The sequence below is a fragment of the Pseudomonas sp. PDM21 genome (genome assembly GCF_014852505.2).
Lineage (GTDB): Bacteria > Pseudomonadota > Gammaproteobacteria > Pseudomonadales > Pseudomonadaceae > Pseudomonas.
Map to the genome: position 1 here is coordinate 3,385,204 of NZ_CM181223.1, position 26,772 is coordinate 3,411,975.

Annotated in this window: 28 protein-coding genes and 1 pseudogene; 14 read left to right on the top strand and 15 right to left on the bottom strand. The window is 63.5% G+C overall.

The genetic code is table 11. The annotated features are described in order from the left end of the window. Position 1: 1 nt before the first annotated feature. From IB275_RS15645 to IB275_RS15660, 4 genes are read right to left on the bottom strand one after another with little or no spacing between them, the layout of a single operon-like run. The gene (locus IB275_RS15645; RefSeq protein ID WP_192295898.1) at positions 2-661 is read right to left on the bottom strand and encodes a glycosyltransferase family 2 protein; all 660 of its coding nucleotides are present in this window, start codon (positions 659-661) and stop codon (positions 2-4) included. Further along, the gene (locus IB275_RS15650) at positions 658-1,236 is read right to left on the bottom strand and encodes a methyltransferase domain-containing protein (protein WP_230986162.1); all 579 of its coding nucleotides are present in this window, start codon (positions 1,234-1,236) and stop codon (positions 658-660) included. Before IB275_RS15650 ends, IB275_RS15645 begins: the two co-directional genes overlap by 4 nt. Then, positions 1,233-1,976 carry a PIG-L deacetylase family protein gene (locus tag IB275_RS15655; protein ID WP_192295899.1) on the bottom strand — a complete coding sequence of 248 codons (744 nt, stop codon included), beginning with the start codon at positions 1,974-1,976 and terminating at the stop codon, positions 1,233-1,235. Before IB275_RS15655 ends, IB275_RS15650 begins: the two co-directional genes overlap by 4 nt. Beyond that, positions 1,973-2,992, bottom strand: a complete 1,020-nt coding sequence (locus IB275_RS15660) for an acyl-CoA dehydrogenase family protein (protein WP_192295900.1) — start codon at positions 2,990-2,992, stop codon at positions 1,973-1,975. The genes IB275_RS15655 and IB275_RS15660 overlap by 4 nt, the downstream gene beginning before the upstream one ends. Positions 2,993-3,221: 229 nt before the next feature. Between IB275_RS15660 and IB275_RS15665 the strand changes: the two are divergent. The 6 genes and pseudogenes from IB275_RS15665 (at position 3,222) to IB275_RS15690 (ending at position 7,383) form a co-directional block, all read left to right on the top strand. Then, positions 3,222-4,990: pseudogene (locus IB275_RS15665) on the top strand (thiamine pyrophosphate-requiring protein). A gap of 40 nt (positions 4,991-5,030) precedes the next feature. Further along, complete coding sequence (locus IB275_RS15670; RefSeq protein WP_081519931.1) at positions 5,031-5,324, top strand: hypothetical protein; 294 nt, start codon at positions 5,031-5,033, stop codon at positions 5,322-5,324. 168 nt (positions 5,325-5,492) lie between these two features. Next, complete coding sequence (locus tag IB275_RS15675) at positions 5,493-5,627, top strand: hypothetical protein (protein ID WP_263864851.1); 135 nt, start codon at positions 5,493-5,495, stop codon at positions 5,625-5,627. Beyond that, complete coding sequence (locus IB275_RS15680; RefSeq protein WP_192295901.1) at positions 5,608-6,072, top strand: low affinity iron permease family protein; 465 nt, start codon at positions 5,608-5,610, stop codon at positions 6,070-6,072. Before IB275_RS15675 ends, IB275_RS15680 begins: the two co-directional genes overlap by 20 nt. Positions 6,073-6,338: 266 nt before the next feature. Further along, positions 6,339-6,752, top strand: a complete 414-nt coding sequence (locus IB275_RS15685; protein ID WP_192295975.1) for a CBS domain-containing protein — start codon at positions 6,339-6,341, stop codon at positions 6,750-6,752. Positions 6,753-6,822: 70 nt separating this feature from the next. Then, positions 6,823-7,383 carry a type 1 glutamine amidotransferase domain-containing protein gene (locus IB275_RS15690; protein ID WP_192295902.1) on the top strand — a complete coding sequence of 187 codons (561 nt, stop codon included), beginning with the start codon at positions 6,823-6,825 and terminating at the stop codon, positions 7,381-7,383. A 46-nt stretch (positions 7,384-7,429) separates the two neighbouring features. Here the strand turns inward: IB275_RS15690 and IB275_RS15695 are convergent, their stop codons facing one another. Continuing rightward, the gene (locus IB275_RS15695; protein ID WP_081519934.1) at positions 7,430-7,747 is read right to left on the bottom strand and encodes a YgaP-like transmembrane domain; all 318 of its coding nucleotides are present in this window, start codon (positions 7,745-7,747) and stop codon (positions 7,430-7,432) included. A 181-nt stretch (positions 7,748-7,928) separates the two neighbouring features. On the opposite strand from IB275_RS15695, the gene IB275_RS15700 reads away from it, so the two are divergent. Next, positions 7,929-8,159 (top strand): hypothetical protein, encoded by a 231-nt coding sequence (locus tag IB275_RS15700; RefSeq protein ID WP_192295903.1) that lies wholly within the window; start codon positions 7,929-7,931, stop codon positions 8,157-8,159. A gap of 54 nt (positions 8,160-8,213) precedes the next feature. Here IB275_RS15700 and IB275_RS15705 read toward each other — a convergent pair whose 3' ends face one another. Then, positions 8,214-8,468: a hypothetical protein gene (locus IB275_RS15705; protein ID WP_192223455.1), complete on the bottom strand. Its 255-nt coding sequence runs from the start codon at positions 8,466-8,468 to the stop codon at positions 8,214-8,216. A gap of 159 nt (positions 8,469-8,627) precedes the next feature. Between IB275_RS15705 and IB275_RS15710 the strand changes: the two genes are divergently transcribed. Further along, the gene (locus tag IB275_RS15710) at positions 8,628-9,698 is read left to right on the top strand and encodes a DUF748 domain-containing protein (protein ID WP_192295904.1); all 1,071 of its coding nucleotides are present in this window, start codon (positions 8,628-8,630) and stop codon (positions 9,696-9,698) included. 2 nt (positions 9,699-9,700) lie between these two features. Here IB275_RS15710 and IB275_RS15715 read toward each other — a convergent pair whose 3' ends face one another. Then, positions 9,701-10,813: a mechanosensitive ion channel family protein gene (locus IB275_RS15715; protein ID WP_192295905.1), complete on the bottom strand. Its 1,113-nt coding sequence runs from the start codon at positions 10,811-10,813 to the stop codon at positions 9,701-9,703. 240 nt (positions 10,814-11,053) lie between these two features. After that, the gene (locus IB275_RS15720; RefSeq protein ID WP_192295906.1) at positions 11,054-11,959 is read right to left on the bottom strand and encodes a hypothetical protein; all 906 of its coding nucleotides are present in this window, start codon (positions 11,957-11,959) and stop codon (positions 11,054-11,056) included. A gap of 402 nt (positions 11,960-12,361) precedes the next feature. Between IB275_RS15720 and IB275_RS15725 the strand changes: the two genes are divergently transcribed. The 3 genes from IB275_RS15725 (at position 12,362) to IB275_RS15735 (ending at position 17,860) form a co-directional block, all read left to right on the top strand. After that, positions 12,362-16,501, top strand: a complete 4,140-nt coding sequence (locus IB275_RS15725) for a CheR family methyltransferase (RefSeq protein ID WP_192295907.1) — start codon at positions 12,362-12,364, stop codon at positions 16,499-16,501. A gap of 518 nt (positions 16,502-17,019) precedes the next feature. Next, on the top strand, positions 17,020-17,604 hold the full coding sequence (locus IB275_RS15730; RefSeq protein ID WP_225607809.1) for a DUF6088 family protein: 585 nt from the start codon (positions 17,020-17,022) through the stop codon (positions 17,602-17,604). Positions 17,605-17,632: 28 nt separating this feature from the next. Further along, positions 17,633-17,860, top strand: a complete 228-nt coding sequence (locus tag IB275_RS15735; protein ID WP_318652570.1) for a BPSL0761 family protein — start codon at positions 17,633-17,635, stop codon at positions 17,858-17,860. Positions 17,861-17,950: 90 nt separating this feature from the next. Here IB275_RS15735 and IB275_RS15740 read toward each other — a convergent pair whose 3' ends face one another. Beyond that, positions 17,951-18,316 carry a histone-like nucleoid-structuring protein, MvaT/MvaU family gene (locus IB275_RS15740; RefSeq protein WP_192295908.1) on the bottom strand — a complete coding sequence of 122 codons (366 nt, stop codon included), beginning with the start codon at positions 18,314-18,316 and terminating at the stop codon, positions 17,951-17,953. 250 nt (positions 18,317-18,566) lie between these two features. After that, positions 18,567-19,040, bottom strand: a complete 474-nt coding sequence (locus IB275_RS15745) for a MarR family winged helix-turn-helix transcriptional regulator (RefSeq protein WP_192295909.1) — start codon at positions 19,038-19,040, stop codon at positions 18,567-18,569. Positions 19,041-19,332: 292 nt separating this feature from the next. Here IB275_RS15745 and IB275_RS15750 point away from each other — a divergent pair, with 292 nt between their 5' ends. After that, positions 19,333-19,863 (top strand): hypothetical protein, encoded by a 531-nt coding sequence (locus IB275_RS15750; RefSeq protein WP_192295910.1) that lies wholly within the window; start codon positions 19,333-19,335, stop codon positions 19,861-19,863. A 275-nt stretch (positions 19,864-20,138) separates the two neighbouring features. Then, the gene (locus IB275_RS15755) at positions 20,139-20,417 is read left to right on the top strand and encodes a hypothetical protein (protein ID WP_192295911.1); all 279 of its coding nucleotides are present in this window, start codon (positions 20,139-20,141) and stop codon (positions 20,415-20,417) included. A 917-nt stretch (positions 20,418-21,334) separates the two neighbouring features. On the opposite strand, the gene IB275_RS15760 is transcribed toward IB275_RS15755, so the two are convergent. From IB275_RS15760 to IB275_RS15780, 5 genes are read right to left on the bottom strand one after another with little or no spacing between them, the layout of a single operon-like run. Next, positions 21,335-22,081, bottom strand: a complete 747-nt coding sequence (locus IB275_RS15760; protein ID WP_192295976.1) for an ABC transporter permease — start codon at positions 22,079-22,081, stop codon at positions 21,335-21,337. An 8-nt stretch (positions 22,082-22,089) separates the two neighbouring features. Further along, entirely contained in the window at positions 22,090-23,289 is a 1,200-nt protein-coding gene (locus IB275_RS15765; RefSeq protein ID WP_192295912.1) for an ABC transporter substrate-binding protein, read from the bottom strand. After that, the gene (locus IB275_RS15770) at positions 23,255-24,091 is read right to left on the bottom strand and encodes an ABC transporter ATP-binding protein (protein WP_192295913.1); all 837 of its coding nucleotides are present in this window, start codon (positions 24,089-24,091) and stop codon (positions 23,255-23,257) included. The genes IB275_RS15765 and IB275_RS15770 overlap by 35 nt, the downstream gene beginning before the upstream one ends. Then, entirely contained in the window at positions 24,088-25,146 is a 1,059-nt protein-coding gene (locus tag IB275_RS15775; protein ID WP_192295914.1) for an acyl-CoA dehydrogenase family protein, read from the bottom strand. Before IB275_RS15775 ends, IB275_RS15770 begins: the two co-directional genes overlap by 4 nt. A gap of 46 nt (positions 25,147-25,192) precedes the next feature. Then, positions 25,193-25,750 (bottom strand): carboxymuconolactone decarboxylase family protein, encoded by a 558-nt coding sequence (locus IB275_RS15780; protein ID WP_192295915.1) that lies wholly within the window; start codon positions 25,748-25,750, stop codon positions 25,193-25,195. Positions 25,751-25,854: 104 nt separating this feature from the next. Here IB275_RS15780 and IB275_RS15785 point away from each other — a divergent pair, with 104 nt between their 5' ends. Continuing rightward, positions 25,855-26,757, top strand: a complete 903-nt coding sequence (locus IB275_RS15785) for an AraC family transcriptional regulator (protein ID WP_192295916.1) — start codon at positions 25,855-25,857, stop codon at positions 26,755-26,757. The last annotated feature ends 15 nt before the right edge of the window (positions 26,758-26,772 follow it).

Here is a 26,772-nt window from a genome sequence, read left to right on the forward strand (position 1 = left end):
TTCATCCAGAAGGCACCGCGAGTCCATCAAGGAATGCGCCGAAACCGTATCGCGCGCGGCAATCACGGCGAGCGCTGGTCGTTACGCAGGTCTGGTGCGTCCAGACGATGCGCGCGCCGCTGCGCTCCAGGTCGCGGACCAGGTGCACATCCTCATCCGCAGGCAGCGGGCGGAAGCCGCCGGCGCGCTGGTAGGCGCGGGCACAGACGCCCAGGTTGGCGCCATGGATATGCCGGTGGTCCTCGTGGCTCTGGTAATGATCCTCGTAGATCAGGCGAACCGGCTCCAGGCGTGGCGACCAGTCTTCTACGCGTACGGTGCCGCAGACAGCTTCTGCGCCAAAAGCTAGCTGGCGCACCAGCCAGTCGCGGTCAACGCTGCTGTCGGCGTCGGTGCAGGCCAGCCAGCGGGCCCCCAGTTCCAGCAGACGCGCTGCCCCGGCACGGCGGGCATGTCCAACGTTGCGTTCTTCGACTTGCAGCACGGAGACACCCGCTGCGCGTGCCACTGCTTCGCTACCGTCAGTACAGGCGTCCAGCACGACAAGGATGCACACCGTTTCCTCGTTCAGCTCCGGATGCCGTGCCGCCTGTTGCAGCGACGCCAGACAGGCGCCGAGCAGTTCCGCTTCGTTATGCGCAGGCACCAGTACCCCGATCATGCGGCAGCCTCGTCGAACCACAACTCCAGGCGGAAGTCCCGCTCGACATGGCTGACCGTGGCTGCAGCGGACATTGCCCGTGCGAGGTATTCATGCACCGCATCCCCCGTGAGCGAGCAGCCGTCGATGGGATGGCGCCAGTGGCAGGCGACCAGCACGCCGCCGGGCTGCAGGCTGGCCGCCGCGCGCTCACAGATGCAGGCCCAGTCGTCAGGCGCCAGGTAATAGCCCAGCTCTCCCAGCACGATCAGCTCGAAACGCCCCTGCGGCCACTCGGCAGGCAGGCAGTGCCGGGTCAGGCGCACATTCTCCAGCCCGGCCAGGCGTCGGCGGGCGAGGGCGAGCGCCTCGGTACTGAAGTCGCTGCACAGCAGCGAGTCGACCCTGCCGGCGAGTTCGGCACTGGTCTCGCCATTTGCGCAGGCCGGCTCGTAGCCGCTAACGAACCGGCTGCGCGGCAAGCTGGCAAGGATCAGTCCGCGCTTGCGGCGCTCGTACCAGGATGAGCGGAATGACCAGGGGTCCGGGTCGTCACGGAACATCTCGTCGAAATGGCTGGAGGTCTGTGTGCTCACAGGAAATACACCTCGAAGGGTTGCAGCAGGGTCTCCAGCAGGCGTGCATCGAGGATCGGCCGGGGGCCTTCGAGCTGGCTGGCATGGGCCTCGATCGCCCGGCGTTTGCGATGCACCGCAGCTTCGTCGAGATCCAGTCGCTGCGCTCTGGCCCAAGGCAGGCGCGGGTCGCCGGGCGAGGCCCAGTGCCAGGCCCAGATCGGCGCTTCAATATGCCGGGCGTCGCAGCGCGCGGCGACCTGGGCGCAGGCCTGCCCGGTGGCCTCGTGGTCGCGGTGGCCGTCGTGGCGCCAGGTGCTGATCAACCGATCGCCGGGTCGTATCCATTCGGTCAGCGCCTCTGCCAACGCCTCGGCTTGTACGCCACTGTCCGGCAGGTGCAGGCGTTGCCAACGCCATGCAGACCGGTCGAGACCCAGTTCGGCCAGTGCGCGACGGCTTTCTTGCTGCCGAGTCGTGCGCAGGCGCTGCGGCGTCCAGTGCGGCGAGTCCGGGTGGCTGCCTTCGCCATCCGTGACAGAGATCAGCAGTCCCTCGCGATCACCGGCAAGACTGGACAGCAGACCACCGCAGGCCAGTACCTCGTCGTCGGGATGCGGCGCCACCACCACCAACCGCCGGCCCGACGGCAACAGCTCGTGACTGCTGATTCGCGGCAGTTGGTCCAACTGGCCGCTGGCCCGCCAGGCTGAGATGGGCGTGCCGGCCGAACCGGCGATCAGGTCGACAGCGTCACTCACAACGCCCACCGTTCGTGGTGCTGATTGGCCAGATGCAGGCCGAGGTGCGCCAGGTCGCGCTCGCCGTGGCTCTGGCGGAGAAATACCGGCAGGTCGGCGGCAATCCGTGCGAAGCGCCGGTCGCGGCAGAAGGGCGTGGCGCCCAGGGCATGGCCGACGTGCCATTGCACAGCCTCGACCGCGCCTTCGACCTGGGCGCGGACGCGGCGCGCGGGCAGTTCCGGGTCGGCCTCCGGGTTGTCGTCGATCCAGCTGGCGCATTCGCGCAATGCGCCGGCGGCGCCGGCCAGCGCGGCATCCACCGCGCCCAAATGGGCCATGGCGTGAACGTCTTCAGGCCGGCCATGGCGCAGGTAGCTGGCCAGGCGGCTGGCGGCGCCGTACCAGCAGGCGGCTATGCCGGCGCCGCCGTGCCAGAAACCGGGCCGCTGCAGATAGGCCCGGGGAGCTCCCACGCAGCGCGCCAGTACCCCGTCGAAATCAACCGTGGCGCTGCGGGTGGCCGCCATGCCGACGGCATGCCAATCGCCATCGCCCACCCTCACCCCCGGCTGGCCGAGAGTCACGGCAATCAGCTGCGGGCGATCCTGCTCATCCTTGGCCGTCACCAGCGCGTGCTCCACCAGCGAGGCGCCCGAGCACCACGGCTTGCTGCCGCTGATGCGCACGAACCCGGCCTCGCGGGCGACGATCCTCACGCTGGCACCCGGCGGCTCGGCTGCCCAGACCGCCCAGGTGCCGGGAAGGGGATCACCCTCCAGTTCGCCAAGGATGGCCAAGGCATCGGTATGCCCCTCGTACAGCTTGAGCAGCGACAGATCGCTGCCGGCTACCACTGCCAGGGCCTGCCAGCGGCGCAGCGTGGCGCCGCTGCCCGGGCCCGGCAACTGGTCCAGACCGTTGTCGCTCAGGCTGCGCAGGGCGTGGTCGAGCATGGCTTGCTGCTGATCGGCGTCCGGCGGCAGTTCGAAATCCTGCAGCAGGTCGTACAGGGCATTCAGGCCGTCCTGGGTCATGGCGAGGTCCGATGGTGAAGGGGCTTATTCATCCGGACTGGCTTTGCCGCGCCGGGGTTCAAAGGCTCTGCGTGCCGTTCGTAAGGAAGCCGGCCAATTGACAGACGAGCCTTGCTGAGCCCCGCCGCTGGCGAATTGTTCTGAACCCGTCCGGCCAGGGCCGGTCGGTCGAGGCAGGGGCGCAATGCCTGTGTCGCGCAGTCCCGCAGCGAATTCACTGGAGGAAAGCATGTCCCATACGGTCGCCGACCAATTGCTCGAACGCCTCACCCAGTGGGGCGTACAACGCGTCTTCGGCTATCCCGGCGACGGCATCAACGGAATCATGGGAGCCTTCGGCCGGCGCGCCCAAGACTTCGACTACATCCGCGTGCGCCATGAGGAAATGGCCGCCTTCATGGCCGGCGCCCATGCCAAGTTCACCGGTGAAGTGGGCGTCTGTCTGGCGACCTCCGGACCGGGGCCATCCATCTGCTCAATGGTTTGTACGACGCCCGCATGGACCACCAGCCGGTACTGGCCATCGTCGGCCAGCAGGCGGTGACTTCCCTGGGCAGCGACTACCAGCAGGAAGTGGACCTGCATACGCTGTTCCGCGACGTGAGCAATTACGTCGAGACCGTGGCCAGCCCAGGCCAGTTGCTCCATGTGATCGACCGTGCGCTGCGGGTGGCCTGCAGCGAGCGCCAGGTCGCCACAGTTATCATCCCCAACGACGTGCAGCAGATGCCGGCGGAAAAGTCGCCACACCAGCATGGCCATGTCTATTCGGGGGTCGGCTTCATCGCACCGCGACCCTACGCTCGCGAGGAAGAGCTGGTGGCCGCCGCGGAAATCCTCAATGCCGGGCGCAAGGTCGCCATCCTGGTCGGTGCCGGTGCGCTGGGGGCTCACCAGGAAGTCGAGGCGGTGGCCGAGGCGCTTTCCGCGGGTGTTGCCAAGGCGCTGTTGGGCAAGATGGTGGTCGCCGACGACCTGCCTTACGTGACAGGCTCCATCGGCCTGCTCGGCACCCGCGCCAGCGCCGAGTTGATGGAGCGCTGTGACACGCTTCTGATGATCGGCACCACCTTTCCCTATAGCGAGTTCCTGCCCAAGCCGGGGCAGGCCAGGGCGGTGCAGATCGACCTGCAGGCGCGCAACGTCAGCATGCGTTACCCCATCGACCAGGTATTGCTGGGCGACGCCGGGGAGACCCTGCAGCGCCTGCTGCCGCTGCTCAAGCCCAAGCGCCACGGTACCTGGCGCATCCGTATCGAGAAGGCGGTGGAGAACAGCTGGAAGGAGCTGCGCGAGCAAGCGATGAAGCCCGCCGAACCGATCAACCCGCAGCGGGTGTTCTGGGAGCTTTCGTCGCAGCTGCCGGACGACGTGATCCTGGCGGGCGACAGTGGTTCCCACACCAACTGGTACGCCCGTGACCTGCGAGCGCGCCCCGGCATGCTCGGTTCGTTATCGGGCAAGCTGGCCAGCATGGGCAGCGGAGTGCCTTACGCACTGGCGGCAAAGCTGGCGCACCCCGAGCGCCCGGTGATTGCCATGGTCGGCGACGGCGCCATGCAGATGAACGGAAACGCCGAGCTGGTCACCGTGCAGCAGTACCACAAGCGCTGGAAGGACAACCCGACCTTCATCGTGCTGGTGCTCAATAACGGCGACCTCAACCAGGTCACCTGGGAACAGCGCGCCCTGGCCGGCGACCCGGAGTTCGCCGCTGCCCAGGAAGTCATCGACTTTCCTTATGCGCGCTATGCCGAGCTGCTGGGCTTTCGCGGCATCCGCGTGACCGACCCCGCGCACCTGAGCGCAGCCTGGCAGGAAGCCTTCGAATCCGACCGCCCGGTGCTGCTGGAGGTGCTCACCGACCCCGACGTACCGCCGCTGCCGCCGCACATCAGCTTCGAACAGGCGCGCAACCTGCTCGGCGCCTTGACCGGCGACCCGCGCCGCTGGGGCGTGCTGCGCCAGAGCGCGCGGCAGTTGCTGGCGCGCAAATGATCCAACCCGAGCTGATGATCCAACCAGAGGAGAACGCACCATGAACAAAACCAGACTCACCCGGCCCTTTGCCGCCGTTCTGCTGGCCTGGCTGTCCATCGGACTGATTCCAGCCTACGCCGCCGAGGCGACCAACCAAGTACCGACCAACGAAAAACCCCACGGCCAGAGCCCCGGCCAGGCGCCCACGCCGCCGGCTTCGCAGCAGAAGCAGAAGGATGAGGGCCGCACCGACGACAACAGCCAGGTGCAGTCCCAGGAAAGCAGGGACAAGCAGAAGAGCAAGAACCACGACAACACCCAGAAGAAGGGCACGACGCCTGACGCGTATTGAGCCGGGTGTGCGTTGCAGGCGCTTGCATCCTGTGGGACGACCTGCAGGAGCGGGCCATGCCCGTGAACTCGCCTTCAGCCGATCGCGGCTCCCGGCCATGGTTTTTCTGAACTCGTGGCGCGGGCGCCGCCTCTACCGGACAGGTACCCCTATTGCGGAGAGCACGCCATGACCGCCCCTCGGACTGCTTCCGCCGGTAAACCCGGCGGTCGGAAGCACAAGGTCCTGGAGAAGCCGACGCCGCCGCGCGAAGTCACCATCACCGTCCCTGAGCGCACTGTCCATGTCGAACGCGGCGAATAACTCCCCCGACGAGAAAAAGGCCGGCGCCAGCTTCTCGCGCTTCGCCCAGGCCCTGTCGCAATGGGCCGGTCGCCCGCTGACCTTCGCCCTGGCGTGCGTGCTGCTGGTGGGGTGGGCGCTCAGCGGACCGTTCTTCCATTTCAACGACACCTGGCAACTGGTGATCAACACCTCGACCACCATCATCACCTTCCTCATGGTGTTCCTCATCCAGAGCACCCAGAACCGCGACACCGACGCGCTGCACATCAAGATCGACGAACTCCTGCGCACGACCCATCACGCCCATCGTGTGCTCATGGGGCTGGACGACATGGGCAGCGAAGAGCTGCAGAAGCTGCGCAAGACCTACGAGGAAATGGGCGAGGAGAACAACGTCACAGAAGGCTCGCCGCAGAAAGTGGCCAACCGGGAAGAGCAGCAGGAGCGCAATCCGGGGGATTGAAATCCAGTCATGCCTCGCGGCGACGGTGTCCCACGGCTCCAAGCGGACTCAGCGCGGGTCTTCGGGCTGGGGGGCGATCCATTGGATCGACGGCACCCAGATTGGCACCGAAGACTGCCAATGGAACATGCACTCCTGAATGACCGGTGCGACGGAAACATCGAACGATCGGGGCGACTGTCTTTCCACCGAACGACAGCCACGACACAGGAGGACATGTCATGAGAGACCAAGCCCGAAGCGACCGCTCGACCGAGCGCAGCTCCATGGTCGTACGCGAGATCATGAGCCGCGAGGTGCGCACCATTTCCCCGGACACCACGCTGCAGGAGGCTGCACTGCTGATGCGGCAGGTGGACGTCGGCGCCTTGCTGGTCAACGACAACGACCACCTCAGCGGCATCCTCACCGACCGTGACCTGGTCGTGCGCGGCCTGGCTGACGGGCTGAACCTGAGCACGCCGGTGAGCGAAGTGATGAGCGAGGACGTCTGCTACTGCTTCGATGACGAGTCCGTCGACCATGTGGCGAAGAACATGGCGCAGATCGAGAGGCGCCGGCTGGCCGTGGTCAACCGCGAGAAGCGCCTGGTGGGCATCGTCTCCCTGGCCAACGTCGCCAGCTGCAATGCCGACAAGCTCAGTGCCAATCTCCTGCGCTCGGTGGCGCGGGCGCATTGATCCGTCACAACCGCAACCCATCCGCGAGCAGGGCGCCCCAGCGGCGCCCTGCCCCAGAGGAGGTCTATCCATGACTGATAATCTGCAAGGCCGGAATGTCCTGATCATCACCGCCAATGCCGGCATCGAACGCGATGAACTGCTCGAGCCGATGCGTGCCTTGAAAGCGCAGGGCGCCACCGTCATCCATGCCAGCGTGAAGGGCGGTTCGGCGCAGACCTGGGTGCATGACAGCGAGAAGGACATCCAGGTGAACTCCGTCGCCAGGATCAAGGGCCTCAAGGCCGGTGACTACGACCTGCTGGTGATCCCCGGCGGTACGGTGAATGCCGACACCCTGCGCCAGGACGCGGACGCGCAGCGACTGGTCAAGGCATTCAGCGAGGCAGGCAAACCCATCGCCGCCATCTGCCACGGCCCCTGGTTGCTGATCGACGCCGGTGTGGTCTCCGAGAAATCACTGACTTCCTATGCCAGTGTGCGCACCGACCTGGTGAACGCCGGCGCCGACTGGCGCGACGCCCAGGTGGAGGTTTGCCTGGCCAAGGGCTGGACGCTGATCACGTCGCGCAACCCCGGTGACTTGAAGGCGTTCAACGAGGCACTGGGCGAAGCGCTCAAGGCTGCGTGACCCAACAGGAGAACTGCATGACTGACGACCGGGGTGCCGGACAGGATCAGGGCGAGATCGGATCGCTCGCCGGGAAGGTCTCTTCCAGGGCATGGTCGATGCGCGCTTCCGACACCGTCGAATCCGCCACGCCAGGGGAGGGCACCGCAGCGGCCCGTTCGGAGCGCAACGGTTCCAGGACCGGCTTGTTCAACGCCGCCTTCACCTGGCAGTGCCCGCTCAGGCCGCGCTTGGCAGCCAGCACTCCAGCCCCCACGCGCAACCAGCCGGCCAGCCCGCCACGTCGCACACCCAGGCCGATTGCTGCAATGCCTGCGGCGATGGAGGCCGCTCGCTCCCATCCGCTCAGATTCTGTTTGCTCATCTCGCTCTCCCGCTGCTGAATGCCAAGGCGCCAGGGCCTCCGGTATTCCGTAGGCAGGCGCTGGCGGCGTTTGGTTCGAGTTGACTCGCGGACGGTCGGTCCGTCTGTCGCACCGGGGCAACTCCAGCGCGCCGGGCGACTCACTTGCACAGGCGCAATGCAGCGAACCGAGGAGGTACCTATGACTGAATGGGTGATCAGCTACCAGAAGGACAACAACACCAGCACGCTGGACATGAACCACGACGGGCGCCCGAGCATCGAGCACGCGACGGCGTTCCTCCTGGGCTGGGTTCGGCAGAACCTGCCGGCCGGTGAGTACGGAGCGGCAAGAGACCAGCACGGAGATGCCTCCAGTACCGAGTTGCTGCGCCGGTACGGCATCACCCTCAGTGGCATTTCCGAGAAATGAGGCCATTGCCGCGTTGCTCGCGGGCGGTCTGTTCCTGATCTGATGCGACGCGCCTCAGGCGGACACCGGTATTACGCGGAAGAGGGCGCGACCATCCAGCCACTGGGCCTGGCCGCTGGCGTCTATCTCGCCGATGCATTCGCCAAGGTCCTGGCCGTCCAGTTCGATGAACAGATGGTTGGCGTAGACGCGGAAGCGATCCGGGCTGCTCAGCAACTCGACGCGGCCGTTGCGCAGCACGCCGATACGCTTGCCGACCCCGCCGGGGGTGAACAGCTCGTAGGTGCCTTTGCTGAAAATCGGCGGCACGCAACCTCCGGGTCAAAGCCTGAAAACCCGAATAAACCACAAAATGATGGCATTTGAATATCATTCGTCGTCGCGCCGTTGCCGCAGCCGGGCGGCAGCAATTCCCTGAACTCGCTCGCCATCAGATCAGTCCACTGCCAGAGAATCTTGGAGGCAGGGATGAAAAGGCGCTACAGCGTGCCCATGGCGAGCATCCTGGCGATCCTGCTGTTGCTGCTGGTCGCGCATATCGCGTTGCCCTACGTGATCCGCGACTACCTCAACGGCCAACTGGAGCGCATGGGCGATTATCACGGCCAGATCACCGACGTGGACCTCGCACTATGGCGCGGCGCCTACCGCATCAACGGGCTGAAGATCGTCAAGGTCAGCGGCAAGGTGCCGGTGCCGCTGCTGGATGCGCCAGTCATAGACCTTGCCGTGAGCTGGCATGCGCTGTGGTACGAGCACGGGATCGTGGCGCGGGTGATCTTCCTGCGGCCGGAGCTGAATTTCGTCGATGGCGGCAGCAGCCAGGAATCCCAGAGCGGCGCCGGTACCAACTGGCATGAGCAGCTGGAGAAGCTGCTGCCGATCACTCTGGACGAGCTGCGCATCGAGGACGGCCGCGTCCGCTTCCACAACTACCAGTCCAATCCACCAGTGCACCTGTCTGCCAGCGCGGTTAATGCAAGCCTGTACAACCTCACCAACGTGGCGGACGAGAAGGGCGAGCGGGTCGCCCGTTTCGAGGGGCGTGCGCGCCTGTTCGACCAGGCGCCGTTGGAGGTCGAGGCGTCATTCGACCCGTTCACCGACTTCGAGGACTTCCAGTTGCGCTTGCGCGCCAGCGAGGTGGAGCTGCGCCGGGTCAACGACTTCGCCTCCGCCTACGGCAAGTTCGACTTCAATCGTGGCCACGGCACCCTGGTGATCGAAGCGAAGGCGGACAACGGTCGCCTCAGCGGCTACATCAAACCGCTGCTGCGCGATGTCGACGTGTTCAACTGGCAGCAGGATGTGGAGGAGAAGGACAAGAGCCTGTTCCGTTCGATCTGGGAAGCCCTGGTCGGTGGTGGCGAAACGGTGTTGAAGAACCAGAGCAAGGACCAGTTCGCTACCCGTGTGGATCTGAACGGCAATATCCATCGCCAGGACATCAGTGCCTTCCAGGCTTTCCTCGGTATCCTGCGCAACGCCTTCATCCAGGCCTTCAACGCCCGTTACGAGCGCTCGGCTCCCACCGACTGACGCTAGTGGCTGGTGCCGCGCGGCGATCCTTCCTGGCGCTGTGCACCGAATACTCCGCGATCCTGCTCGCGCAAGTCGCGAACAGCCGAGACATTGCGCAGCTCGCGCACCGGGAAGGCGAACTCGACGCCCCGCTCCTGCATGCCGGCCAGCAAGCTCAGATTGATCCGCTGCTGCACGTCCATGTAACGGTTGTAGTCAGCCGTTTGCATGATGTAGACGACTTCGTAGAGCAGGCGGCTCTCGGAGAAGGAGAGGAAATGCGCGCGATCGAATTTCGCCTCGTCGATCTCGTCGATGATCTCCCGGACCAGGTCAGCAACCGCCTTGGCCTGCTCAGGCGAGGTCCGGTAGCTGATGCCGAACTGGAAAACGATGCGGCGGGTGTTCATCCGCTTGTAATTGTGCAACGTCTGCTTGAGCAGTTCGGCATTCGAGCAGACGATCTGCTCGCCGCTCAGGCTGCGGATGCGCGTGGTCTTAAGGCCGATGTGCTCGATGGTTCCGGCTACGTCACCGAACACCACGAAATCGCCGATCTCGAAGGGCTTGTCGAAGCCAATCGACAGCGAGGCGAAGATATCGCTGAGGATGGTCTGCACCGCCAGTGCCACGGCGATACCGCCGACACCGAGGCTGGCGATCAGCGCGGTGATGTCCACGCCCAGGTTGGCCAGGATCGACAGCAGCATCACGGCCCAGACCACCACCAGCACCACCACCGAGACAATCGTTGCCATCACCGGGTTCTGGATGCCGCCGAAGCGCGAGCGGGACAGGTTGTGCGTCCATAGGCGCACGCAGACATCCAGCCACCAGGCAACCTGCAATGCCAGCACGACGAACCAGGTATGCGACAGGGCTGTGCTCCAGTTGTCGGGCAGGGTGGTGAGCTTGAGCGCGAGCATCAAGGCGAAGACGAAGACCAGCACGTTGCTGGTGCGCCCGGCGATTGCCGCGGCGTAGCGCGCCCATTGGCTGGTGCGTCCCTCCAGGCGCTTGCGCGCCAGGCTGATCAGAAAGCGCAGGATGAGGAATCCCGCGGCGGCAGCCGCCACTACCAACAGCAAGCGGCCGAGCTGGCTCAGGTCCAGCCAGGCATACAGCGACTCCATGGTTGCTCCTTATCGAGGATGACAGGAGTAGGTTTGGGGCCGGGTAGGGGCCAGAAGTTCAGCCGCAACGCACGAGCGGTGGTGAGGGGATCTGTCACGCAGGATTGCTGCGGGAGGGCAGGGTTACCCTCCCGCATCCCCGTAACGGGAGGTCAATGCCAGAACAGCGCGATCAGGATGATGATCGGGATCGGCACGCCGAGGAAGTAAAGGAGGATCGAGCGCATGGTGAGTCTCCTGTCAGCGAATGGAAGGGGCGTGAGTGGTGGAGTGCAGGGGCTGGGCTACCAGTAGTAGGTCGGCATCACGGCGGCGACCGCCGTGGATGGCCATGAAGCTGGCGAAAAACGCACCGCACAGCAGCGCCGCGAACATCCACAGCGCCGAACCGGCAGCGACCTTGCGGGCCGTGTCGGCGGCCTGCAAGGCCTGCTGCTTGGCCTGTTGCGCTTGGGCGAACACGGCATCGATGCGCTGCTGGGCCTCGGCCTGGCTGATCTCGGTGCGCTGGGCGATCACTCGGGCGAGGTAGGTGCGGTCGTCTGCGCTCAATTGCCCTTCGGCCAGGCCGCGCACGAAAATACGGGAGGCGACTGCATGGGCGGCATCATCGCTGACGGCGACCGGCCGGTTGTCTCGGAACAGGGTGTCGATGAAGTAGGCGGCGTCGTTGTCGTCCTTGCCGGATGAAGCGCTGGTGGCACTCGCCGCCGCGCCGGCGGCCACCGTGGCGCCCGCCTTCAGGCCACCACCCACCAGGCTGCTGACCGAGCCGATCACCAGGGTGGCGGTGACCAGCGTCGCGATGGCCCAGGCGAGGAAGCCATGGGCGGTATCGCGGAAATAGACTTCATCGCCGTGCAGGCTGGCCCATTTCACCCGCAGGCGCCCGGCCAGGTATCCGCCCAGACCGGAAGCGAGCACCTGGGTGATCGCCAGCCAGATGAACGTGGAGATGCTCATCTGCTTGAAGCTGCCGCCATCGCCAGGCCACGGCGACACTGCGGAGAACCCAAGGCCGAAGCCCAGGACAATGAGGATCAGCGACAGTGCCGCGGCGGCGGCCGCGCCGGCGAAGATCGCCGGCCAGGCGACGCCGGAGTGATCGAGAGTGCTAGTGAGGGAGGTATCGGCGCTGGCAATCATGGGCGGTGCTCCTTTGGCTGGGCCTGAACCTGCCTTTGCACCGCGCATGCCAGCTGTTTCAAAATATTAAAATCAATATTTTCAAATAGTTGTGGTTGAAGGTGCGCATGCAAGGTATGCAGAACGCATGGCCCTCGGGCTCGACGGCGGCAGAATGCACGATCCACCTCCTGCGAGGGCAGGAATTACGAACCCGATTGCCCGACCCGTGGTCTTCTGCTGGAGCAAGCAGCAACGTACGAAGCCCGACGGTACGCCCGTTCCAGGTGATGCAGCCGTCGGAAGCCTCTTTCGAAATTGGCGCGCCGAATCTCGGTTTCGATGCTCAACGCTGCTACTCTTCGGCCTGCCGGCGATCCGGCCGCCTGACTCGCAGGAACACGATCCAAGGAACCCTGAGCCATGAGTGAAGAGATCCCCGCCGCCGAAGGCCTCAAGCTGAAGGTGCAGCCCAGCCACCTCAACTTCCCGGTGATTGGTATCGGCGCGTCGGCGGGTGGTCTGGGTGCGTTGCTGCGGCTGTTCGAAAACATGCCCAACGACAACGGCATGGCCTTCGTGGTGGTGATGCACCTCTCGCCCAATCATGAGAGCAGCGCGCACCAGATCCTGCAGAAAGTCACCAAGATGAAGGTGCAGCAGGTCAGTGAGCCGACGCCCATCGAGCGCAACTGTGTCTACCTGATTTCCCCGGCCATGCAGCTGACCATGAACGATGGCTATCTGCGCGTGACCGAGCTCAACCCTGGCCAGCCGCGCCACATCGCCATCGATATCTTCATGCGCACGCTGGCGGACGCCCACGCCGAGCACGCGGTGAGCATTGTCCTGAGCGGCAACGGCAGCGACGGTTCGGCCGGGCTGTCGCGGGTGAAAGAGCAGGGCGGGGTGACCATCGCCCAGTCACCGGACGACGCCGAGTACGACGAGATGCCGCGCAGTGCCATTGCTACCGGCCAGGTGGACTTCGTCCTGCCGGTGGGCGACATGCCGCAGAAGCTCATCGACCTGTGGCAGAGCATGCGCAACATGCAACTGCCCGCCGACGCCGACGTCGCCACGCCGTTCCGCTCCATCGAGGACCCGGAGCAGTCGCGCGCTGCCGAAACCGCTCTGAAGGACATCCTGAGTCTGCTGCGCACCCGCACCGGCCATGACTTCAAGCACTACAAGCGCGCCACGGTGCTGCGGCGCATCGAACGGCGCATGCAGGTCAATCGCCTGGGGGACCTGCCGGCCTACCGCGCCTTCCTTCAGGGAGCGCCGGAAGAAACCCGGCACCTGCTGGCCGACATGCTGATCGGGGTCACCAACTTTTTCCGTGATCGCGAGGCTTTCGAAGCGCTGGAGCGCGACATCATCCCGGGCCTGTTCGACATGCCGGAAACCAGCGATGCCCCGGTACGGGTCTGGAGCGCCGGGTGCTCCTCCGGTGAAGAGGCGTATTCGCTGGCCATCCTGCTGGCCGAGCACGTGGATTACCGGGAGATCGACCGGCAGTTCCAGGTATTCGCCACCGACATCGACGAGCACGCCATCGCCATCGGCCGTAGCGGTGTCTACCCCGAAGCGATCCTTCCCGACATCACGCCCCAGCGCCTGCGCCAGTACGTGACCAAGGAGCAGACGCGCTACCGGGTGAAAAAAGAAATCCGCGAGCGCGTACTGTTCGCCATGCACAACCTGCTGCGCGACCCGCCGTTTTCCAAGTTGCACTTGATCAGTTGCCGCAACCTGCTGATCTACCTCGACCGCGAAGTGCAGGCGGACATCCTGCAGATGTTCCACTTCGCCCTGGCGCCGGGCGGCTACCTGTTCCTGGGCAGTTCCGAATCGGCTGACGTCTGTCAGGAGCTCTTCACCCCGGTGGACAAGAAGAACCGCATCTACCGCGCCAAGGCCGGCGCGGTCATGGGTCGGCCGACCTCGCCACTGCCGGTGATGCCCCTTGCCGATACGCCGCAGGCGAGCAACGAGCGCCCGGCCGAGCGTCGCCGTGTGTCCTTTGCCGACCTGCACCAGCGCGTGCTGGAGCAGTACGCGCCGCCCAGCGTGGTGGTCAACCACGAGTCGAGCATCGTGCATATGTCCGACCAGGCCGGGCGCTACCTGCGCTATGTCGGCGGCGAGCCGTCGCACAATCTGTTGTCTCTGGTCCATCCGTCGCTGCGCCTGGAGCTGCGCACCGCGCTGTTCCAGGCGTTCCAGACCGGGAAGAGTGTCGAGGCGCGGCGCGTCAAGCATGAGCGCGATGGCACCACGTCCTACATCAACATGGTCATCCGGCCATTCCGCGACATGGACTCGGACTTCGCCCTGGTGATCTTCGATGAAGTCGAAGAGACCATGAGCAGCGACGCCAACGGCCATCAGCAGAACGTCAAGGACAGCGTGCTCTCGCAGCTGGAGAGTGAGCTTCAGCGCAACAAGGAGCAGCTGCAGGCGACCATCGAGCAAGCGGAAACGTCCACGGAAGAGCTCAAGGCGTCCAACGAAGAACTGCAGGCGATCAACGAAGAGCTGCGTTCGACGACCGAGGAGCTGGAGACCAGCAAGGAAGAGCTGCAGTCGATCAACGAGGAACTGATCACGGTCAACCAGGAGCTCAAGACCAAGGTCGAGGAAACCGGCAAGATCAACGACGATCTGCAGAACCTGATCGCGTCCACCGACATCGCCACCGTCTTCGTCGGCCGCGACATGCGCATCAAGTCCTACACCCCGCGAGCCACCGAGATTTTCAGCATCATCGCTTCCGACACTGGACGCTCGTTGCTGGACATCACCCACCGGCTGGATTACCCGGACCTGGCCCGGGATGCGTCGAGCAGCTTCGAGTCCCTGCGGACCATCGAGCGTGAAGTTTCCAGCCAGGATGAAAGGCGCTACCTGGTGCGGATGCTGCCGTACCGGACGACCGACAACATCATCGACGGTGCGGTGCTGACATTCATCGACGTCACCGAACGACGCCTCGCTGAAGACAAGGCCCGGGAAAGCGAGGAGCGCCTGCGCCTGGCGGTAGAAAGCACGCAGGACTTCATCATTGTCACCCTGGACCGCAGCGGCAGCATCACCGGCTGGAACAAGGGCGCCGAACGCGCCTACGGCTACCGCGAGGCCGATGTGATAGGGCAGAGCCTGGATATCCTGCATAGCGAGGATGACCAGCGTTCCGGCGTGCTGCGTGAAGAACTGCGGGTGGCGCGGCAGGTGGGGAGGGTGGAGACCGATCGCTGGCACCTGCGAAAGGACGGCAGCACCTTCTTCTGCAGCAGCGTGACCACTGCGCTGCCCAATGGCGGCCCGCATGGCTATGCCAAGATCGGCCGTGACGTGACCAGCAAAAAGCGCGAGGAAACGGAGCAGGAACACCGCCTGCAGCAGAACCAGGCGAAGATCCGTCTTCGCGATGAGTTCTTCGCGATGATGTCCCACGAACTCAAGCATCCGCTGAATATCATCCAGCTCAATGCCGAGCTGATTGCGCGCCTGTCTGCGGTGCGCTCGCATGCGGTGGCCTCGCGCGCCATCGAAGGCATCCAGAGCTCGGTACGCAGCCAGGCACGCATCATCGATGACCTGCTGGACCTGTCGCGGGTCAATACCGGCAAGCTCAAGCTCAATATGGCGCCGGTCATCCTGCAGAGCGTGATCGAGGAAGTGGTTGGCGCTTTGTCGGCGGAAGCTCATGAGAAGGACCTGCTGATCGATCTTCAGATGCCCGCGCGTGGCAATGACCCACTGGTGGCCGAGGCGGACCCGGTACGTGTCGAACAGATCCTCTGGAATCTTCTGAGCAACGCGGTGAAGTTCACTCCCGCCAGCGGCCATATCCAGGTTGCCCTCGAGCAGGACGATGGCATGTTACGCATCCAGGTGCGGGACAATGGCCAAGGTATTCCGGTGGAAGATCTGCCGCGCATATTCGAACTGTTTGGCCAGGCCAGCAACGAGCAGCAACGTAGCCACAAACCGGGGCTTGGTATCGGCCTGGCACTGGTGCGCGAGCTGGTTGAAGCGCAGCAAGGGCGGATCGAAGCGTCGTCCGCAGGGCGAGGGCAGGGCGCACTATTTACGGTGTGGCTGCCGCTTTACCGCCAGTTCGACCTGCCGGTGGACACCTTGCAGGAGTCTGCCGGCCCCTTTGCCGGAGCCCGGCTGCTGCTGGTGGACGACTCACCGGATATCCGCCTGATCATGGAGCAACTGCTTACGATCGAGGGCGCGGAGGTCACGACCGCCGAGGATGGCCCGACAGCATTGAGATGCCTGGAAGACTCGTCCTTTGATCTGATTCTCTCGGATATCGGGATGCCTGGCATGGATGGATATGAGCTGATGCGCAGGGTCCGCCAGTTGCCACGGCACGCCCAGACACCGTCTGTGGCACTGACTGGCTATGGCGCTGCTGCGGACGCGGAGGATGCCCACGCCGCTGGCTTCAACTCGCATGTCAGCAAGCCTGTGTCATTGGAAAGGCTGCAGCAGGTCGCTCGGGAACTGGGAGTCAGCGGTACAACGGGGAAGATATCCGAGTAGCGATCGATCCGCTCGGCATGGCCGCTGACGCTTCCGGGATCAGCAACCGGATTTTAAAGAACTTCAGTCAGAGGTCGAAGTGCACCATGAGCGACGGATTTGAAAACACGATTCTCTGTAGAACGGAAATCCAGTTTTAGGAAAGACGGACATCAAGAGCAGAACAGCCAGCCGGGAGCTTTTATTCTGTGACACTCCACCCTATGCCCCACATAGATAACTTCGCATAATGTATATTATGTTAAATTATGTATAAGGTTCAGGCCGCTCTCCCATGGTCTGGTCTGTAGCTCTCCGAACTGATCCTTTGAAAAACGGCGAAGTAAATCTCTGAAATCTCACCAAGCTCATAAAAATGAAAATTTAGTTCGACCAGCTCTGGATCGACACTGGAAAAGCGAACGCTTGCCATAGGGCTAGGATCTAGGTTTTTGGGGGTGGGTTAGAATACGAGTGAGCCTGGCGGCCGCGCAGCAGCGAGTGCTCTCGTCCCTCCATCGACTCTCAGGGTGTCAATGATGTCTGTGTCGACAGCGGTGTTTAAGCGTGTTCAACGCTTCCCCAAAGGGGTTCCGTTTCCGTCTGAGAGACTGTCCGGGCTGGGCTCTCCCAACGCTGTTCGCAAGGCGCTGAGTTTCTTAGTGAAGAAAGGACGCCTTCGGCGACTCCTTCCTGGCGTGTACCAGCGGCCATGCTTCCACCCAGTCATCGGAGAGATTCTTCCCGCAGCGGAGTCAGTGGTCAAAGCGATAGCGTTGGCGCGTGGTGAGCAACTGCAGATTCATGGGGCAGAAGCCTTAAGAGCATTCCGCTTGAGTACTCAAATGCAGATGGTGGCAACGTATTACACCAATCGCTCGACTCGCGAGATTCGAGTGGGCAATTCGCGCGTAAGGCTGATCCATGCACCTCGGTCCCTCCTGCAGCACTTCGGAACAACTGTTGGGATTGCGGTTTCCGCTCTGTATTATCTGAAAGACCAAGAAGCAAATCGTGCGTCCCTTGACGCTATTACATCTAGATTGTCCTCGTCAGACCTAGAGAAGCTCAAACTTTGTCACCTGCCAGATTGGGCAGCCAAAATGATCATCCAGTGCGAATGAGCCGTCAAACAGGTGTAAGGCCATGACAATGCCCCATGAGCGAACGCGTGCAGTGCTCCAAACCAGGGACTTTCTGCTCAAGTTGTCACGTGACTCTGCTGCTCCTGAGGATATTCGTAGAGATGCAAAGTTTCTGCTGCGGCATTATCCCAACGAATTTGATCTGCGGATGGCTTGTCAAATTGAAGAGAGTGCTTCTGAGTTTCCAATCGGTATATTCGGCCCCATTTTTGGAGTTGATGGGAGGGAGCCCTAAAAAGGCTTGCCTCCCCTACTCCACTGCGTGGGTCAGTTGAGTAGGAGACAACATCGAAAGGCTAAATGGCCACCGTGAGTGGCCTTGCGATTAGCTTTGACGCCAAGACTCGACAGTGTCAGAGCCAAACTCGTCTTTCCAGCCGCGCAGGACCCGGTGGTTGCCGCCCTTGGTTTCAACAACCTCACCGGTGTGTGGGTGTCTATAGATCTTAAGCTCGCGCGCTTTGCGCTGCCCTCCGGCCGGTGCTCCTTTGCGGGTTTCGCTCGAAGAGGATGGGTCCAGAATAGAGACAACTTCCTTCAGGCTCTTGCCATACTCGCTCATGAGCTTCTTGAGCTGCTCTTCGAATTCGATTTCTTTTTTCAGTGCTGAGTCATTCTTCAGCGACTCAAGATGGGCCAATTGCTCCGCGAGCGCTTTTTCTGCGGCTCGAAATTCAGCAAGACGTGACATGATGACTCCTGAATGAGTGTGCGACTATTAAGGCATGGAAATATATTGCATCCTCTTCGCAGCGTCCACGTTAGCACGCGAGAGTTAAGAACTTTAACCAGACGCCTGATCTGCTCTGAAAAATTCGTCATGCTGGCATTAACTACTATTCCGCTAGTTGTCCTGCACTTGCCCCGCGGTCATTTCGTATCTGGAAGATGCGTCGCAGACCAGCCTCCTCCTGTATGAATTCGAAGGTAGGCCATCTAGGCTAGGCAAGCCTTGTCGGGCAATCCATGCCAATTGCGGGTGTTTGCAGCGACAGCAGTTTCTCCAACAGGCTTCGCAATCGCAGTAACTCCTCAGCAGACAAGCTGCCAGCGAACTCCCCCATAGCCGTTGCCTCCGATGGCGCAAGGCAGGCGATCAACTCGTCGCCCTTTGCGGTCAGGGCCAGTCGCACTTGTCGTTGGTCGTGCTCGTCTCGACTACGAAGGATCAGGTGCTTGCGCTCCAGTCGGCTCAACATGCGAGTCATGGCTGCGCTATCGATGCCCAGTCGTCTACACAGCGCGACTGCTGTGTTTTCCCCGTAACAGATTGTCTTCAGCACTTTCAGCTGCCCCGACGTAATGCCGAGCGGACTCAGATGCCGGTCAAGTACGCGATCTTTGAGTGCAGCGGTTTTTCCCAGCAACATGCCCAGGTGTACTGACTCGAGGCCGACAATAGAAAAATCGCCCATGTCGTCACTCCATTTTCCGGCTTTCCAGGCAGCCAGCCTGTGGCGCCAGGATTCTTCACACCAGCTTTCCTGGGTAAGCCGTTTCAGGTTCCGGTTTGAAGTGCCCCCCCCGCCACAGCTGAGTCTGGAGCGCTAACTCAACCGGAAACGGTCCCGCTAACAGGCAGCTATCGGCCAGAAGTGGACGTTCAGCTCATGCTGCTGGTAGCTATTCACGGCTGTCCTGCACAAATGCGATCCTACCGCCAAACGGAACAGATACCGCAAGCAACCGGGAGCAGGACCACTCAATATGGATATCCGCTTGGGCATCATTCTTCCCCAACGCCGCCGGAAGTCTCTGTTCGTCGACGGTGTTGTCGAAACGAGGACGTGGGGCGATGAGATCATTCCCGCGGAAGAGCCTTGGCTGGCGTTCGAAGCGCTTCCGTCCGTGAAGTTTCGCAGCTATTCACCTGTTCCTGGTTGGATTCGCGACAAGCTCTCTCTGCCACTCCAAGCGGAAGACCTTGAACAAGTGGTTATGGAAGATCAGCACATCATCGACTATGCAGAGCTACTCCAGAAACGATGCTTCGCGGATGAATGGGATGAGCTCTCCGCGAACCAAGGCGACGGGGAGCTTCAGACTCAGCAGTTCGAAGCTGGGTTAGCGGCCTTGCTACGTCAGATTGGATGTTGCGCATTGGTATTTATCAGCAATGACCAAGTTGATGACTTCCGCGCCCTTCCTCTCGAGCACCTCGTTGAATTGTTTAGAGAGTCGCTTGCAGCACCGTGGCGATCCAAAGGTTTCTGTATCTCGGTGCGCCTCTCAGACTGAGACGCTCTCGCTTCGAATTTACTAAAAATGCTGCCACTTCAGCAGTGATGCTGGTTTGGCGTTGGTAGCGGACTCTCGCCAGGGTCAGCAGACGGCCAATAGCTGACGCCCCGTTGAGCTGATTTCCTCCCGCCGACAGGTTAACAGCCTACAGTGATCCTATGACTTGAGTTCCTCGGACTACCGCCGACTCACGACCGGTCGCTCCGCCCCGCCCCTTGGCGCTCTCGCCTACGCCTGTTCGCAGCCAATTGCCAGTGTACGAGAGCAACAGCATGACCCCGCAAAATCACGTCAACGTTGAGTTGGCGACCGTTGCATTTCTAGAGCTAACCCCCTCCCTGCGTCAGCAAATTCAGCTTCTGATCCCGCAAGGAAGTACGCGTGAGCAAGCTGGAGCCTTTTTCAGACAGAAAGCATGGTCAGAGCTATGCCATGCAGCACGTCAATGCGGTAAGCAGCCAGCGGACTATGCCGCCCAGGTGATTGAGCTCTATCGTGCAGAGCTTGCGAAGGGGCATCGGAGTGCACCGCTCATTGATCGCATTGCCTGACGTCTGCTTTGGGTCGGTAGCTGCCCATCAGAAGCTCACACACCAGGTGAGGCACCACGTTCTCATTAGCCGGAATTGAAGGATTGGTCGCTCACTGCGACTAGCTACTCTGCAGGTACCACTAGGGATGGGGATTAAGATGGAGACGTCACCCGCTTTGGTCACTGTATGCAGTGCAGGGAAATGGTTCCCGACCTACATGTACGTGCAAAGCGCCCCAAGTGGCTATCTGCTTTCTATCGAGATCAGCACGTCTGGCAACTGGCAATTGAAAGTCCCGCACCAATGTGCGTTACAGGTGGCTAGCTTCCTGTGCGAAGCGCGCGCCGGTAGCACCGTTCGGTGGAAACCCGGTAGGTTTTCTTGGGCCTACCTGTCGTGCAGCAGTCCCGACAAAGAGGGCCGTGTAAGGCTTTCACCCACTGGGCTAACCCCACTGAGCATTCGAAAAACCTTTGCCTGGATTGAACAATCTAAACTCCAGGAATTCGGCCGCACTTGGGTATCTCGCCTGATTTGAAGATACACCTCAGGGGCTTCTGCCCTGGAGCGAATGCTCAGGCCGATAACGGCATTTACGAACGACCGCTATGGGTCGGCAGCGGACATAGCATGAGCAGAGCAAAGAGCGGCAGCAACCAAATCGACGGGGTTAACGGCTGCCGCCGTGTATCCGGAGCAGATATCTGAATCCCTGCACGACGTCGCAATCGAGGCTGTTACCGTCAGACGCCCCGCAGTCGCTGACGAAGACGGAGAAGGCCACCTTCTTCGCGGCCTTGTGATCCACACCCAACTTCACCTCACCTCGGGTGCCGTCGCTTGGGAGCGCTCTGTATTGCTTGCCCGGCGACGTGAACCTCCGGGCTACCGATAAAACCACGCTGCGAGTACTGCCAAGGTTGGCGCACAGCGCGCTAGCCATGCCGTCGGTACAGACTGCGCGCCAGCGCATCCAGGGCGAAGCCCAGTACGCCGATCAGCAGCACCATGGCCATCAGCTCCGAGTAGGCCAGGCGGTCCCGCGTGTCGAGGATGTAGTAGCCGAGTCCGGCGCTCACGCCGAGCATTTCGCAGGGCACCAGGACGATCCAGAGGATGCCGATGGCCAGGCGCGCGCCGGTTAGCACGTGACCAAGCACTCCGGGCAGGATGACCTTGCGCAACGTCTCGAAAGGCGTGGCGCTCAGGCTCTTCGACAGCTGCAGCCAGCGCGGGTCGAGCTGGCGCACCCCGGCGGCAGTGTTGAGCAGGATCGGCCAGACGGCGGCGAAGGCCAGCAGGAAGTAGATCGGCGAGTCCCCTACCCCCATCAGCATCACCGCAATGGGCATCCATGACAGCGGTGAGATCATCCGCAGGAACTGGAAGGCCGGCGTTGTGGTCGCCTCCAGATGGCGTGAGGCCCCCACCAGCAAGCCCAGCGGAACCCCCACGGCCAGCGCCAGGAGCAGGCCGAGCAGCACCCGCTTCAGGCTCACCAGTACGTGTTCGTACAGCTCCGGGCGAGCCAGCAGCTCGCCCAGGCTGGTGAAGGTGGCAGAGGGCGAGAACAGCTGCCCCAGGCCATCGCCGCCGAACAACCGCACGCTGAGCCACCACAGGACGAGCAGCACGAGCAGCCCGGCCAGGCCCAGCGCCCAGTGGCGGCGCGTGGAAAGCACAACGGGTGTCACGTGCTGATCTCCTCAATCCGCTCGAAGCTGTCCGGGAAACCAAAGGCGCCCAGGCCGCCGACGCTGGCCAGCGCAGTGCGCACGAAGCGGTCGTCGACCAGGTCCTTCGCCACCTGCGCCGGCTCCAGCGCAGCGAGGAAGCCCTTGTCGCCCTGGATCAGCGTGTCCTTCAGGCGGCGCACCAGCTCCTCGGTGTAGCTGGGGAACGGATACGGCTGGAAGTCGATGCGTTCCTCCTGCCAATCGGCATGGCGGATGGCGCCGTCGGCCAGGTATTGCTGGCGTTCGCTGGCCGCCGGGGCCAGCACGCGGCCGAGCACTTCCGGCGCATGGGGCGTATATCGGTTCTCGCCGTCCTTGGACAGAAGCCGGGCCGCTTCGGCGCGGTTGTCACGGGTCCACAACTGCGCCTTGACGATGGCGTTGACCACCTTCTGCGACCACTCCGGCCGGTTGTTCAGGTCGTGCTCGTGCATGAACACCACGCAACAGGCGTGATTGCGCCAGACATCGCCGGTGAAGCGCTGGATGCGCCCGACCTTGAGGTTCTCCGCCAGGGCGTTGAACGGTTCGGCGACGATGTAGCCGGCGATACGCCTGGACGCCAGGGCGGGCGGCATGTCCGACGGCGGCAGCACCACCAGGTTGACCTCGTTGGCGGCCAGGGCGGCGTTCGCCGGCTTGCTCACCGCCTGCAGGCCGTTGTCGCGCAGCAGCGACTGCAGCACCACGTTGTGGATCGAATACCAGAATGGGATCGCCAGGGTCTTGCCACCCAACTGCTTCACGTCACTGATGTCCGGCGCCACAGTCAGGCCCGAGCCACCGACGTGGTTCCAGGCCACCACCTTGGCCGGCACCTTGCTGCCGTAGCGGGCCCAGACCGTCATCGGCGACAGCAGGTGAATGACGTTGACCTGGCCGGAGATGAACGCCTCGATCACCTGCGCCCAACTGCGCAGCAGCACAGGGCGTTCGGCCTTGATGCCTTCGGCGTCGAACAGGCCGTTGGCGTGGGCCACCAGCAAGGGGGTGGCGTCGGTGATCGGCAGGTAGCCGATACGTACCGGGGCATCCGGCTCGCTGGCGGCCCGCGCCTGCAGACTGGTCAGCAGTGGCAGCGCGCCGGCGGCGGAAAGCAGCGCGCCGAGTTTGAGGATGTCACGTCGGGAGTGTGTGGGGTCGTCCAGGCACATGGGCAGGCTCCTGCGCAGAAGGGATATTTGCGTGGGTGCGGCTTGCCCGCCGTAGGGTTATGAGGATCTCGACCCGTCGCGCGCCCAGTTCCTCGACCAGCTCCGCACGGGGTTGCGGCAGGTCGATGCGCCACTCGCCCAACGTCCGCGCCGGGGTGTCGCCCAGTAGCAGGATACGGTCGGAAAGCAGCAGGGCTTCGTCGATGTCGTGGGTGATCAGTACAGCGGCGGTGCGCCGCTGGTGGATCACGCCGAGCAGCAGTTGTTGCATGTCGGCGCGTGTGACTTCGTCCAGCGCGCCAAAGGGTTCGTCGAGCAGCAGCACTTGCGGTTGCCGCGCCAGGCAACGCGCCAGCGCGGTGCGCTGGGCCATGCCACCGGACAGTTGCGCCGGCATGAAGTCCCGTGCATGGCTCAGGCCGACCGCGGCGATGGCATCCTCCACGCGCTGCTGCAGCGTGGCCTTGTCGATGTTTGGCTGGCGAGCGAAGTCCAGGCCGAAGGCGACGTTCTTCGCCAGGCTCAGCCAGGGCAACAGGCTCGGGTCCTGGAACGCAACAGCGACGCGCGGGTGTGGGCCGTCGATGGGCTGGCCGAGCAACCGCACGGTGCCGGCGGCTGGCTTCTGCAAACCGGCGAGCACGCGCAGCAGGCTGGACTTGCCGACGCCGCTGGGACCAAGGATGGACACCACCTCCCCCGGCGCCAGCTCCAGCGCGAAGCCTTCGAGCACGCTGCGCCAGCCGCTGTCGCCGGGATAGCCCAGGGCGACGTCGCTGGCCTGCAGGATCGCCTCGGTCATGCGCGCGCCTGCTTCTGCAGTTCAGCACGCAGCTGCACCAGGCTGGGCGTGACGATCGGTACGAAGGCCGACTCGCGCCAGCGACGGGCGAACGCCGCACCGTACTCGCTGAGATAGGCTTTGCCGCCGCTGGCCTGCAACTCCAGTTGCACCGCCGCGGCCGCGCCTTCGGCCAGCCCGATGCGGATACGGAACAGCGAGGCCGGCTCAGTGAGGAAGGTGCCGTCCAGCAGTCCGGCGCGAAGTTGGGTAGCACGCTCATCGAGTTCGCCGCTCAGGCGCTGTTCCTCCTCGCGCAGCACCGAGCGGCGGTCGCTCAGATGGCTGCGCACGGCGTCCAGGGCCTTGCGGGTCAAGCCGATGGTCATCGCGCATTGCAGGCCGAGGAAGGCCGGACGCACCGTTGGCAGGTACTGGCGGGCATCGTCGTGCAGCAACCACTCGCGGGGCAGTTCGACGGCGGAGAAATCCAGCGCGGCGGTGTTGCTCGACTGCAGGCCGAGCAGTTGCAGGTCGTCAGAACGGGTCAGGCCGGCGCTGTCGGAAGCGATGGCCGCCACCAGCGGCGGCTCACCCGGCCGCTCGATGGCAGCGGCCACGACGAAGCGGCCCTTGCGCAGGTTGGTCACCCAGTGCAGGCGGCCGTCGAGGGTCCAGGTATCGCCGGCAGGGGTCGCGGCCACCTGCAGGTTCTCGATGCCGGAGAGGAACTTCATGGCGTTGGACAGCCCGGTGGCGCCGGCAAGACGGCCATCCAGCAACTCACCGAGCAGGCGATCGCCCAGTTCGCGATTGGGGCTCTGCAGCAGGTACTCGATGAAGGCGCGTTGCCCCCAGAAGACGAAGGCGGCGGTCAGGGAATGGCCGGCGACGTCGGCAATGGCGTCGATCGCATCGAGCACGCTGCCGCCGCTGCCGCCGCGTTCTGCCGGCACGCCAATGGCGAACAGGCCGGCAGCGGCGAGTTGCGGCAGCACGCTCTGCGGATCGGTATGGCCGAGGTCGAGGCTCTCGGCGTGCTCATCGAGCCAGCGGCTCAGGGTCGGGTCGAGCATGTTGCTCTCCTGGCAGGGGCGGCACGGGCCGCCCGGTCACACGAAATCAGTCAGCCTTTTCCCAGCGATAGCGGCCGAGCTCCGGGTTCAGCGGCGTCTGCGCCAGCACGTTGGCAAAGTTGCACAGGGTCGCCAGGCTGATGCCCAGCAGCACTTCCAGGGCGTTGCCGTCGCTGAAGCCGGCGGCGCGGAAGGCCGCCAGGCTCGAGTCGCTGACCGCGCCACGGGTGGCGATGGATTCACGGGCGAAAGCGGCCAGGGCTTCCAGGCGGGCATCGGGCAGTTCGCGCTGTTCGCGCAGGGCGGCTATGACTTCCTCAGGCAGCTTGGCCTTGTTGTAGGCCACGGCGGTGTGCCCGGCGACGCAGAAATCGCAGCCGTGGGTGGTGGCGGCGATCAACTGGACCACCTCGCGTTCCGGCAGTCCGAGGTCGGACTTGCCGTTGAGCCCGGAAACGGTCACATAGGTTTCCAGGGCGGCCGGTGCGTTGGCCAGAACTCCCAGCAGGTTGGGGATGAAACCGGAGCCCTTGAGTGCATTCTCGAGGAACGGCTTGGCGGCTTCCGGGGCACTGTCTAGGGTCTGGATGGGCAGGCGGGACATGGTTCGACTCCGTTGAAATGAGGTGTCGAAAAAGTCTGTTGGTAATAAGAAATCCATTCAATATTCTAAAGTCGCTATCACTTGCTCATGAGTCTTTCCATTAGATGATTTCGTCCAGCCCCCTGGTTGATTGGTTATTAGACAGCCTTGAACTGAGCGCGAGCCTGTTCCATGTCGGGCGCTATTGCGGCGGCTGGCACGCCTCTACCCACGGTCTGGCACGGGCGAGCTTCCACCTGGTAGTGCAGGGACACTGCTGGTTGCATCTCGACAATGAGCCGCCTTGCCGGCTGGACAGCGGCGATGCGGTGTTCATCCTGCGCGACGTGCCGTACCGGCTGTCCAGCGAGGCCAGTGCCGAGGCCGCGGCGTGCCAGCCACGCCAGAGCATGACTGCGCTGGAGTTGCAGGCCGAGGACGGAGTGGGCCTGGTCTGCGGATTCTTCCATTTCGACTCCGGCCTGTCGGCGCTGATCATCGACGCCCTGCCCGCCTTCCTCGTGCTGCGCGCCGAGGAGCCGTCCCAGCGCGCTGCGCGCAGCCTGTTCGAGCTGATCCTCGAGGAGTGCCAGAGGCAGCCCGCACCGTCCCAGCAGATGCTCGAACGCCTGAGCCACCTGCTGTTCCTCTACGTTCTGCGCCAGCAAGTAGTGGCCAACCCATCCCTCGGCGGGCTGGTCGCCCTCGCCCGCCTGCCGCAGTTCGCCGGCCTGCTGGAGCAGATGATCCAACAACCGCAGCTGTCCTGGACCTTGGAAGACATGGCGGCATGCGCCGGGCTGTCGCGCTCTGCCTTCTTCAAGCGTTTCAACGAGACCTGCGGGCAATCGCCCGGCCAGGTACTGCTGGCCCTGCGCATGGGCCAGGCGTGCCGACTGCTCAGAGCTGACCAGAGCGTGGCGGAAGTCGCCGCGGCGATCGGCTACCAGTCCATCGCCGCCTTCACTCGCGCCTTCCACAAGGCGACCGGACAACAGCCCGGCGCCTTTCGCCGCGCGGCTAACTGAGGGCACGGCCCAGGT